The 12,527-nt window shown below is 44.7% G+C and carries 8 protein-coding genes; 2 read left to right on the forward strand and 6 right to left on the reverse strand.

The features are described 5' to 3' along the window. Window positions 1–23: 23 nt before the first annotated feature. From AC6I2O_RS01790 to AC6I2O_RS01815, 6 genes are all read right to left on the reverse strand, one after another. The gene (locus AC6I2O_RS01790; protein WP_497741617.1) at window positions 24–878 is read right to left on the reverse strand and encodes a P-loop NTPase; all 855 of its coding nucleotides are present in this window, start codon (window positions 876–878) and stop codon (window positions 24–26) included. A 93-nt stretch (window positions 879–971) separates the two neighbouring features. Continuing rightward, entirely contained in the window at window positions 972–2,765 is a 1,794-nt protein-coding gene (locus AC6I2O_RS01795; RefSeq protein ID WP_497741618.1) for a vWA domain-containing protein, read from the reverse strand. An 89-nt stretch (window positions 2,766–2,854) separates the two neighbouring features. Next, window positions 2,855–3,775: an AAA family ATPase gene (locus tag AC6I2O_RS01800; RefSeq protein WP_120393567.1), complete on the reverse strand. Its 921-nt coding sequence runs from the start codon at window positions 3,773–3,775 to the stop codon at window positions 2,855–2,857. A gap of 17 nt (window positions 3,776–3,792) precedes the next feature. Beyond that, window positions 3,793–4,020: a hypothetical protein gene (locus tag AC6I2O_RS01805; RefSeq protein WP_120393568.1), complete on the reverse strand. Its 228-nt coding sequence runs from the start codon at window positions 4,018–4,020 to the stop codon at window positions 3,793–3,795. A gap of 25 nt (window positions 4,021–4,045) precedes the next feature. Continuing rightward, window positions 4,046–5,248: a bifunctional phosphopantothenoylcysteine decarboxylase/phosphopantothenate--cysteine ligase CoaBC gene (coaBC, locus tag AC6I2O_RS01810; RefSeq protein WP_120393569.1), complete on the reverse strand. Its 1,203-nt coding sequence runs from the start codon at window positions 5,246–5,248 to the stop codon at window positions 4,046–4,048. Between the two features lie 227 nt (window positions 5,249–5,475). After that, on the reverse strand, window positions 5,476–10,437 hold the full coding sequence (locus tag AC6I2O_RS01815) for a SpaA isopeptide-forming pilin-related protein (RefSeq protein ID WP_497741619.1): 4,962 nt from the start codon (window positions 10,435–10,437) through the stop codon (window positions 5,476–5,478). A gap of 647 nt (window positions 10,438–11,084) precedes the next feature. On the opposite strand from AC6I2O_RS01815, the gene AC6I2O_RS01820 reads away from it, so the two are divergent. Both AC6I2O_RS01820 and AC6I2O_RS01825 read left to right on the forward strand, forming a co-directional pair. Beyond that, on the forward strand, window positions 11,085–11,717 hold the full coding sequence (locus AC6I2O_RS01820; protein WP_497741620.1) for an ECF transporter S component: 633 nt from the start codon (window positions 11,085–11,087) through the stop codon (window positions 11,715–11,717). 33 nt (window positions 11,718–11,750) lie between these two features. After that, window positions 11,751–12,521 (forward strand): type III pantothenate kinase, encoded by a 771-nt coding sequence (locus AC6I2O_RS01825; RefSeq protein ID WP_120393571.1) that lies wholly within the window; start codon window positions 11,751–11,753, stop codon window positions 12,519–12,521. Window positions 12,522–12,527 lie beyond the last annotated feature (6 nt).

Genomic DNA, 12,527 nt, shown 5'->3' on the forward strand with positions numbered 1-12,527 from the left:
AGAATCTGATTTTATTTATCCGCTCAGTCTTTTGCTTTCACATTCAGAAGCTGCAACGCTGCAAAAGCGCCGTCCAGATACGGATTGACTGCCTGTGCGAACTCGCCCGCATCTGATAACTCTGTAAGCCTCGGATCAATCGGCATTTTTCCAAGCACTGCCACCTGCAATTCCTTCGACACTTCTTCAATGCGGCTCTTTCCAAATACAGAAATTTCTTTACCACAATCCGGGCATTTCAGGTAACTGTAATTTTCAATCATGCCGAGTACCGGAATGTTCATTGTCGCAGCCATATTAAAAGCTTTTTTGACGATCATCTTAACAAGATCCTGCGGTGATGTAACAATAACAATTCCGTCCACAGGAAGTGACTGGAATACAGTAAGCGGTACATCGCCTGTTCCGGGAGGCATGTCCACAAGTAAATAGTCAAGCTCTCCCCAGATCACATCCTTCCAAAACTGCTTTACCATATTAGCCAGCACCGGACCACGCCAGATAACAGGCGTTTCAGGGTCAGGCATCAGCAGATTAATGGACATTACTTTAATATCATTGTCAGTCAGAACGGGATAAATCCCTTCTTCTCCCGCCTCAGCCGGACCGGTCAAACCGTACATTCTCGGAATCGACGGCCCCGTAATATCAGCATCCATAATTCCCACACGATACCCCTTGGAAGCCAGTAAATTAGCCAGCGAGGCCGTTGCCATGGATTTTCCTACGCCACCCTTCCCGCTGACGATTCCTATTACATGCTTTACTTCTGAATAGCTGTTTAATTCCTCTAAAAAGCTCTGCGGCTGCTTCGCACTCGGACAGCCTTCACAGCTTTCTTTACTGCAACTTGAGTTGCTGCAAGATTTTTCTGCCATATCGGCACCTCCTTATAACTACATACTGTACACATTTCATCCATTCTATACCAAATATACACATCATGCAAGAGGTTTCTTTCCGGACGGTTGTCAGAAATTTGCGCTGTCTTCTTCCAGCACTTTTCTCAGATATTGCCCCACAACCCTGGAAAAATTCTGTATGTTCCGAATATAGGCAAAATCCCTGCCGAAAATCTTTTTTTCAGCCAGCAGATCTTTTTCCTTTCCTGTAAAGACGCCAAGCACACAGACTCCATTGCTGCGCAGCCTGCGTATTTCAAACGCAGTATCTTTCAACGCATACTCTCCAAAGTACGGCTTTGGATTCCTGCAATTCGGCCGTCCCACAATGACATCGTTTGGCTTTCCATCGCTCAAAACAATCAGAATTTTTCCCTCCTCGCTTCGTTGTAACAGGCTGTCTCCGACTGCACGGATCGCAAGACCGTCACGGTTGTTTGAAGAAGTCACGTAATCCATAATCCGCAGGTTTTCCTCACGCGGCGCATCGTATTCCCGAAACCGCTGCAAAATTGTATAATCCCAGAAACTGCAAAAGCTCATAATCCGATGTGGAATCTGATTGTTACTCAGCGATTCGCTGATGATAAAAGCCTGAAGCGCAACCTGAGATTGCCTTTCCCTTTGAGACCCGCTCGCATCCATCAAGATATCCACTACAAATTCTGTACGGTTCCGGCATTCTGTTTTGCGAAACAGCTTTCCTGAATCTTCTTTTCTTCCCACTTTCCACAAAAGCCGCGGAACAATCTCACCCGACCATGCCATACGATCTTCCGGCTCACTCCTGCGAACCAGCGAACGTTTCAACTCATCTGTAAGACGTTCTATATTTCGTGCAAGCATATTCTGGTTGTTGCGAAATGCAACTTTGTTTTTCTCTGCATGGCGTCTGGCATTCACATACTGCGCATTAGAAAGAACCGGATTTTGCAGGATACCATCCGTAAAATATAAACTGCAATCTGCGTGAGCCCCACGGCACAGCCTTTCATTCTGTCTTTTTTGTTCTTCCTTCGCCAAATAAGACCGGCCGTAATTCAGCTCAATATAGGAATACATCTTTGCAGCCGCTTCTTCTGTGATTCTTGTAACCTTCAGCCCTGTTTTCGAGTTTTGCTTCTCTTTCTCGTCACGCTCCTCCTCAAGCGAAACCACCTGCCTGTCCATTCTGCTCAGATATTGTTCCAGCAAATCCTCTGTCAGTTCTTCTTCCAGAAAATCGCCCCAGTCAAACTCCCGCAATTCCTCCAGAGTCACATCCAACACATGCTGTAAATCACCATGTTTGCGCACAAAGCTTCTATCAATCAGAGTATTATACAGCTCATCGACAGCCTGAATAATCTCCATCGTGTTGTCCGCCTGCTCCAGCCCTTTGATCCTTTGCACTGCCATTTTTAACGTCTGTTCGCAGCTCCAATCTCCAGTCACACTGCCGCGCAATAAAACGATCTTTAACCTTCCGGGCAAAGAAGCGCTCATTCTCTGAAACGAATCATCCAGAAGATCGGAAAAAGCCTTTTGCCGAATTTCTGGAACACCCGGCCGTTCTGCCACTACCTTCTGATACGAAGCTGCGTCTACACAAAGCTGCGCAAGATCCGTAAGGGATTGCTCATCCGCTCCATAATATACCTTTTTCACCAGATACATAGAAAGCTCCCCACGGTCAAAAAAACGTGCAAAAGCCCCCTGCTTTACTGCGTCGTACATAGAGATATATTTTGATCGTGAAAAAGACGCCAGATCCAGCTTCACATCAAGCGCATAATCCCCGCTGACCGTCCACATCAAATTTCGTATTCTATTCTCTGCTTCTGCCAGCAATACACCGGCTTCCCGGTCATACAAAAAATCCAAGGTTCTGCTACCGCCTTTCTCTTTTGATAACTACCCTGTATTCGCATACATGTTTTATAACAAATCGAAATCTCGTAGAGATCGTCTTATTATTCAAAAATATCTGCCGGTGTCCACTGCTCAGGAATCCGGGTCATAACAATATCTTCTACCAGTTCCCGCTCAAACAGATCAAAACTTTTATTTACAATTCCCATACGTATAGCAAGTCGCGGCGACAGCCCTGCCTGCACGGTCCGCAGTGCGCCAATCAGTCCCCGCAAATCAAGTGGCTTTGTGGAAATCTCATTGTTATTCGCCTTTGTCTGCAAGTCAAGAAAAAGCCCGCAGACCTGTTTCAATCCTTCCTTCTTTAAAGTCGGAAACAAACTGTTCAGAATCCGAACCAGCGTATCTTCCGTCAAAGCTGGCATCTCGATCACAAGAAAGCGAGACACCAAAGCTTCATTCAGCTCTCTTGTTCCCGCATAGCCATAATTCATGGTACCGATAAAACGTGTTGCTTCATGAAGCTCTATTTTTTCATACCCCGGCACATCAAGAATCCTGCGATAATCCAGAGTAGCATGAAGCACGGATACCGCGTCATTTTTTGCCATATTGATTTCATCAAAAATACCAAAGCCGCCCCCAACTGCACAATCATACACAGGTCCGGTACGAAGCCGCACTTCGTTTTGCTGAAACGTGTCTGTTCCGATCAGGGCGCTGCTGTCCATATTGACATGGAACGAAATGTTCCAGGACGGACGGCCAAACACATAAGCCAGATTTTCAGCAAGCATATTTTTCCCGGTGGCTTTTGTGCCGGTCAGCAGAATATTTTCGCCCTGCAATAATGCTGCTGCCGCCATTTCAAACGTTTCCCGCCCAAAAAATGGTAGCAACGGCACATTAACACGCTCTTTGAGCCTTTCCTCTACCGGGTACCTCTGACGAAACTCCCGGATTGCATTTAAAAGTCCCGGATTTATCTGCTGTTCTTCGAGCGCCTTTACAATCAAATCCATGTGTCTGCTTTCTCCTCTCAGATTTCAGTAAAAGAATACCGTTCTTTAATGCCAGATGCCAGAATGTCGTACACAATCGTACCGTCCGGCTGCACAGTTTTATCAAATGTAACCTCTTTCCCCTTAAATTTTTCCCGTAAGAAAGCGTCAATATCCTCAATTTCCAGTTCTTCAATAAACACGTCCCGCATCTGGTTATTGGCACACTTATTAAAAATCTCCCACACAGTTTCGTAACATTTCATATCTGTTTTCTCCTCTTACACATTCTCATGATTTCTTTTTATATATTTTCAAAAGCTCATCGGTCAGCCGAACCGCAACATCTTCCTTGCTCATTAGCTCCAGCTCACATATGTCCTGCTCTGTAATCAGAGTCACAACATTTGTATCTGTTCCAAAACCGGCACCTGCCACTTTGACATTATTGGCAGCAATCAGATCAAGTCTCTTTTTCAACAGCTTTTCTTTTGCATGCGCAACCATTTGTTCCGTCTCCATCGCAAATCCGCATAACACCTGCTGCTCACTTTTATGCTCGCCCAGCCATGCAAGAATGTCCCTGGTTCTTGTGAGAGCAATGCTTAACTCTCCATCTTTCTTTTTCAATTTCTGATCAGCAATTACTTCCGGACGGTAATCCGCCACAGCCGCCGCCTTGATAATCATATCCTGCTGCCCTGCCCGCGCTGTCACCTCATCAAACATGTCCTGTGCAGAACATACAGAAACAAATGTAACGCCTGCCGGTGCTTTCAGATTTGTCCTTCCACTGACAAGCGTAACCTCCGCTCCCCTTTGACAGCAGATTCTAGCAATGGCATACCCCATCTTTCCGGTCGAGTGATTGGAAATAAAACGCACCGGGTCGATCGCTTCCATCGTCGGCCCCGCAGTAACCAGGACCCGCAGTCCCTCCATATCCTTCTCAAATCGAATCTGATTCAAAATGTGTTCCAGGATCAGATGCTCATCCGGAAACTTCCCGCGCCCCGTATCGCCGCATGCCAGATGCCCTACTTCCGGCTCGACCACCTGCCAGCCATACTGTTCCAGGACCTTTTGATTGTCCTGTGTCACTGGATTTTCATACATACGCGTATTCATAGCCGGTACAATCATCTTCGGACATTTACATGCGAGCAGCGTTGTCGTCAGCATATCATCTGCCAGCCCATGTGCAAGCTTTGCCATTACATTTGCTGTCGCCGGAGCCACAACCGCAAAATCTGCCCGTTTCGCCAACTCCACATGCTCTACCTGAAACTGAAAATTCCGGTCAAATGTATCTACAAGACATTTATTTCCGGTCAGTGATTCGAATGTAATCGGACTGATAAACTGCGTCGCATTTTTTGTCATGATCACATGCACATCTGCATGCTGCTTTTTTATCATACTTGCCAGATTCGCAGCCTTATAAGCTGCGATACTGCCCGTCACACCCAGAATTATGGTTTTCCCTCTCAGCATTCTATCATTCCTTTCTGCTGCTGTTCACTTTTGCATTCTTTCTACTCTGCTTTATATTGGTATACAACCCTGTTGTTCCCGAAGCATATCAAAATACGATTTTACAAACACGCTCCAGTATAGCGGATTTTTCTTTAAAATACAATCATACCGGGAAAGAAAACCTCTTTTCCTTAAAATACCAGCTACGCTTCACTACATTCACAATAGCAAATACCGTATCGTCCTTATACACGCCGGCCTTTTCGTTTTCTTCCCAGCCAGATTGCTGAAATACAAGCGCACGATCCCATCAGAAGCAGTGCCCAAAATAATATATTTGTGGTATCTCCGGTCTTTGGTGCCTCCTCATGATTTCCTTTATCCGAAGTTTCAGATTCTCTTTTCACAGTTTCCCTTTTGTTTGTCAATTCCAATTGTAATTCAACAACTGCGGTCGTATCATTCTGATAGGGAAACACTACTTTATGTCTGGTCTTGTCCAACTCATAGCCATCTGCTGTTTTTGTTTCCACCAGCTCATATATTCTATCTTTCTCATATATACCGTTTTGAAAGGCTGCAATCTCATAAAGAACACTTTCGGCATAGCCGTCTTTGTCTGTTATCAACGTTTCCAGAATATTGCCTTCCTCATCCGATAGCTCAAATTCTACTCCTTTTAAAGGCTTTTTCGTATCCTGATCGAGTTTATGAATGATCACTTTTCCTCTCACCGTCTCATTTTTCATGGAAACTGTCTGTATTTCTTCTGTGTTAAGCACATGAAAAGAGAGTTCCGAACCGATCGCATAGCCTTTTGGAGCCTGTTCCTCTCGAAGGATATACGTTCCGACGGGAAGCTGCTCCACATCGTGCGGGTTCTCTTCAGAAATCCAGCTCTCCACCACCTGATTCTGTTCATCAAAAATCGTCAGCTTTGCTCCCGGAACTTCAAGCTCTCCGGTAAGGTCTGTTTTTCTGACTCTCACCTTTGTGGCATGATTAGTCTTTCTTGCTTTTAATTCAACGCTCTCCGTTTCCTGTCCCTGATAAGTAGCGTCAAACTCAAGTATCTCTTCCGAAGAAACAAAGCCTTCCGGCGCTTTCAGCTCCTTTACATAATATCGTCCCAATGGCAGATCAAGCGTACAAACTGCAAGTCCTTTTTCATCGGATGTGATCTCCTGAAGCAGTGTATCTGCTTTCACAAGGATTCTTTCCCCTGCTTTGATATCCTCCTTGTTATAAATGCCAAACACTGCGCCTGCAATAGCAGCTCCACTTTCTACACTTTGTTTTTCTACCGTCAACTTCACTTTCTGCCTGTCGTTTTTAATCGCTATCTCCTTCTTAACAACAGGCGTATACGGACCATCATACAATAAATCAACCATAACAGGGGCTTTCTGCAACACAAATCCCTCCGGCGCCTTTGTCTCTACAACTTGATATCTTCCAAGCGGCAGATCGGAAACCATTGCTTTGCCGTATGCATTCGTCGAAACAGTCGCTACCAACGTCCCCTCTGCATAAAGCAAAAGCCGATTGCCGTCTTCTCCTTTCTGGAAATCCGGGGTATAGATATTTTCACCCGCATAAATATCAAATTCAGTACCTTCCAAATCTATATCCTCGTAAACAAAATCCCCATTATAATCAGTAAGCACACTGCCTCTTTTACCAAGAACTAGTTCACCTCTTACAGAGTCATTTTCATACTCTGCTTCTATCACCACATCGCCGCTGACGTGATCAATCTGATAGGCAGTATCCGAGTCCACCTCAATCTCCACAAATGCATCACTGAGCGTATACCCTTCCGGAGCCGTCACTTCTTCTATCCGATAGCGACCGATTTTTAACGGTTCCGGCAAAATCAGACATCCCTCGCTGTCTGTAACATAAGATCTGTGTGTCACGAGATTCGGATATGTAGTGCTCTGCTCCACATATTTTTGATGTACTGTATCATATATTTTAAACTCTGTGCCAGCTGCCAGTATTGGCTTCTTTGTCCCACTGTCTTTCTTCACAATTTTCAGCTTCGCTTCAAATTCATCGTCCAGCAAGACTCTCCATGCCTGTGGCTCATCCGGATGATGTTCCCGGATTGATACAACAAAGTCTTTTACTGGCTTATAATTATGCGGAGTCGTCGTTTCCCTTACAACATACGTTCCATAAGGCAGCGCGACAGAACAGGCATACCCGTTTTTATCAGTAAACATCTCGGTCTTCCCGTCCTCAGTCAGTACAACCGGTTTGGCAGATGTAAAATCATAGCTTCCATCCGTTTTTACCGTAAGGCTGCGTTTTAAATATGCGCGGAAACCAACCCCCTCCAACAAATCTGCATCCGTTTTTCCGTTATTGGCAGCTTTAATCACCTGGAATGGTTGCTTGATTACCTGCTCTGGTACTTCTATGGTCCGCTCCACTGTATTGATCTGATCCCCTTCATAATCACAATACACATCATATTCCTGGCTGTCCAGAAGGTACCCTGCCGGAGCGCTGATTTCTTTAACGTAATATTTTCCCAGATACAAACTCCGGATTTCCGCGCTTTGGTTTTCATCAATGGTAAGGGCTGCAATCTGTTCGCCTGCACGGTAAAGAACGCCGCTCCTGCCGTCCGGATGCACGATATCCTCCCGCGCATAAAGTCCGTAGACAGCCCCCGTTAATATGGCTTCTCCCTGTGATTCTGCTCCGGTCTCCCGATCCTTTTTTACCAGTTTAATTGCGGCTTCTGTACGTTTATTTTTAAATGTATGCACAAATTCTACGATTTCCTGATTATCATTGCTATACCGGAAGTCAAAAACATAGTTACGATCGCCATCGCGCAGATACAGATTAGGCGCCTGTATTTCTCTTACATAATAACTGTAATTGATGGGAAGATCTGCCTGAAAAACGGCCCTCCCTTCTGCGTCTGTAACTGCCTTTTCGAGTAGCGTATCCCTTCCGACGATCACCTCACCTTCTGCATTCCGGATATCCTCCGCCGCATAGAGACCGTAACTGCCACCCGAAAGGGGATTTTTTGTTGTTTCATCTTGTTTTACAGCAATAACAACTGCTTTTTGTCTCTCATTCTGAACGGTAAGCGTATGCAGTTCATGTTCTGTCTGCTCCTCTTCGCGGCCGATAATAATTGTCTCAGACACTCTGTTGCAAACCAGATTGTCCGGCGCTTTTGTCTCTGTCACCACATAAGTGCCCGGATAAAGATCACTCAGAATAACACTTCCGTCCTCCCCCGTAACCAAACCTTCCTTTACCAGACTCCCTTTTGAATATTGAACGGTACCATCCCCGCTTTTTATATCTTCTCCTGCATATACGTTATATACGGCGCCTTTTTGCCTCGCGTTTTCATAAAGAAACGTCACCCCTTCTTCCGCTCCTTCAGCTCCCGTTAGATTTTCGCCTTCTTTATAAATTGCCAGACTGTATTTTGGTTCCGGCCATTCGACCAACAGTTCAATATCTGAAGAATCCGTATAATATCCAAAACTAATATCCTGAGATTTTTGCAGTTTTAAAAGCATCGCATGAAAATCCAACGGATAATTAGAAGTAATCGTATATTTCCCATTTAAAGCTCCGATCTCATCTGTGACAGCCACCAAATGAAAACGTTCCCCACCTTTTACGGTCACTTTACCGGAAGCAGTCTCCCCTGTCGTTTCATTGACCAGATTGACGCCCTTTTCCAGGTCCAGTGTAATTGTAAAGGCTTCATCCGCCTTCCAGATAAATGTTTCCGTATCTCTTCCGGATGCTGCCACAGAAAGTCCGGGCAATAGCTGCATTTCCGTTGGATCTGGCATTTTTGCAAGCGCAGCTTTTATCTCCCTAAGCATATGTTTAGCCTTGTCCGAAAGAGCCCCGCCAAAACCTGCTTCTCCATCATACAAATAATCCACGAGATAATGCTGCATCACTTGCATCTCAGAGGTACAGCCTGCTTCTTCCATGATCGTTTTAATATTATTTCCCTTGAATGTATGGCCCCATCCCGGTCCCCCATACCCGTAAAAAAGAGCTTTTCGGAGATATTTGTCATCACCGCCTTCCTTCAGCTCAACCATACTCTTATATGTCGTCCCGCTTGGTGGCGACTGCATTGAATGCTGCATACAGTATGCATTTACCGTATAGGTTTTTCCTGAAACTTTATAACGTACATATTTGTAGGAATCATTCCCTCCTTCTCCCATAACAGAATGAAACGGATGCAACCTGCCATCTGAATAATAATAGTATGTATCTGCTTCAATATCTGTCATTTCATCCCACGGGTCCCCTGCCAAAAGCGGCATCATACCGTTCTCCGCCGCATCAACCGCAACGCCTAACTGTACGTCATCAGCCGGCATCTGAAAGCGAAACTTACTGTTATCCGGGCAATACGTTACTTCTGAATACAGAAGATCAGCCGTATCACCCTTCTGATTGGCTTCTACCATGGTCGTGTTTACCGCTGCCAGTCCAGGTACATTTGCCGTAAATTCTACGATTTCACCGGCATCATATCGGCCATCGCTATGATTTAAACGGATATGAAATTCCTCTCCTTCCACAATCTTTACCTGATAATCGCCATGTTCCACGTTCTCTGTCTCAGCTTCCTGCTCCGTTTTGGGCTCAACCTCTGATTCATTTTCCATTCTATCTCCAAATTCTGTATTTATTTCTGATTCTCCTTCATTTAAAAACAGATCGCCTTGCGTCTCCTTTTGTGTTTCTATCTCTTTTTTTGTTTCCGTCTCTTCCTCCGTTTCATTTGCTTCCAAATCCTCTGTTTCCATCGGTGCCTTCGGTTCTTGTCCTCCCGGCCCTTCCGATATTCCTGGTATCACCGGTACGTTTACTTCTTCTGACGTTTCTGACTCTTTTGGTGTCTCTACTCGTTCAAATGTTTCCGGCTCCTCTGATTCCTCTACTTTTTCAAACGTTTCCGGCTCTTCTAATTCCTCCATGCTTTCTGACATTCCTGCGCTCTCTAAACCTTCACCCCTTTGTGACGTTTCCGCTTTCTCCGAACCTTCCACTCTTTCTAATGGTTCCGCCTCGTCTGCCTCATTCTTTGTTTGCTCTATAGAACTGGCTGCCACTGGCGGCAACACACTTGATATCAGCGCCATTCCTGCAAGAAATGCTGCTATAAATTTTCTGAATCTGTTTTTTTCTCTCAAATTATGACCTCTCTTTCACAAAATAAAAATACAGGTAATTGTAAAACATTCTAAAAGGGAACTTTCAAGCAACACAGGCAAACAGCTACAAAATCGTCCTCTTCTCTTTTGCTTATTTCTTTTTATTTTTCTTTCTCGGTACTCTGGAATTTGTCCATTAAATATGACTGAACGGACAGATTTATCCTCTTAGATTTTTAGAATTATAGAATCGATTCTTTTTCTTATTATATCACTTATTATTTTTATATTCAACCTCTTTTTAATTTTAATAATATCTTTTTATATATAATATTTACAATTTAAAAATAGGAATTGTTTTTCTTACCGTGCACGCCTCTTTTTATTCTTTCCGTATTGTTTTCAAAAAAAAGACATGGTATACTGCCACTGTAATTGTATTGTATCCCAACTGAAGAATGGATTGCTCAGTGTAGTACAGGAATTATTGAAATGTCTGCGCAGGAAAACACGCGGTGAACCGAAGTCAGTGTCTGCTTAGCACACATCCCTGGCGAACGTGCACTGTTTGGGGACTGTACCAAATGGACGGGAACCTGTTGTATTTTCTGCTTTGGCCTTTTGTATTTCTCTGTCTGCATATACCGTCATTCTTCCTGAGGGAATAATAACAAGGAGGAAAATCTATGAAAACAAACACAAAATTCAACACATCGCAACTCGTCATTCTTGGCCTTATGACCGCAATTCTCTTGCTTATGGCCTACACCCCACTTGGTTATCTGAACATTGGGCCTCTGGCTATCACTTTCAATGTCATACCTATCGCAATCGCTGCGATCACACTCGGGCCCGTCGGAGGTGCAATTACCGGAGGTGTATTCGGCCTTACCAGCTTCCTGCAATGCATCGGCGTCGGTGGAACCAGCGCCATGGGTGTGATTTTGTTTGAAATCAATCCTGTTCTCGCCTTTATCCAGCGCTTTGTTCCGCGGTTTCTTGACGGGCTTCTGCTTGGATACATATTCCGGGGAATGAGAAAAATCACTAATATATCGATTGCCAGTTTCGTTACAGGTTTCTGTTCTGCATTTTTAAATACTGCCTTATTTATGAGCGCCCTGGTACTTCTGTTTGGCAATACAGAATATCTTCAGGGTCTGATCGGCGGAAAAAATATCATTCTGTTTATCTGCGGATTTGTCGGAATCAACGCAGTGTGCGAAATGATATCTTCCACGCTTATTACCGGTGCCGTTGCCATGGCCCTGTACAAAGCGCATTTTGTTCCGTCAGTTTCACAGAAAATGCATGTCTGATCGGAAACCGCAGTTATATCAAAGGAGGAACCCATGATTCTCGCAGTTGACATCGGAAATTCAAATATTGTGCTCGGATGTTTTGAAGATGAAAAAATTCTTTTTATAGAACGATTGTCCACAAATCAAAACCAGACCACGCTGGAATACACGATCTTAATCAAAAACATTCTGGAACTGAACGGCCTGAGCCACCACTCGTTCGAGGGCGGCATAATTTCGTCAGTAGTTCCCTCTGTGACTCACACCGTACAGGATGCTATGTCCCGGCTGACCGGCAAACCGGTTATGGTCGTTGGCCCCGGAATCCGGACCGGACTGAAAATCCTGCTGGACAATCCCGCGCAGCTTGGCAGTGACCGCGTAGCCGACGCAGTTGCTGCAATACATGACTATCCCTGTCCACTGATCGTAGTTGATATGGGTACTGCCACCACCATTTCTGTCGTGGACAGAAACAAAAATTTTCTCGGTGGTATGATCATCCCGGGCCTCCGCGTCTCTTTGGATTCCCTGACAATGCGTACGTCGCAGCTTCCAAAAATCAGTCTGGACCCTCCCAAACGCGTAATTGGCTCCAACACGATAGACTGCATGCGAAGCGGAATTATTTACAGCACAGCTTCCAGTATTGACGGCACGATTGAAAGAATTGAAGAAGAACTCGGCGAAACGTGCACCATTATTTCGACGGGTGGACTCGCCAAAACCATCATTCCATACTGTAAGCGAAAAATACTCATTGATGACCGTCTTCTTCTCAAAGGACTTATGATCATCTACAATAAAAATGCTTCAAAATAAAATTCC

It is taken from the genome of Blautia sp. St.27G3 (genome assembly GCF_059728505.1).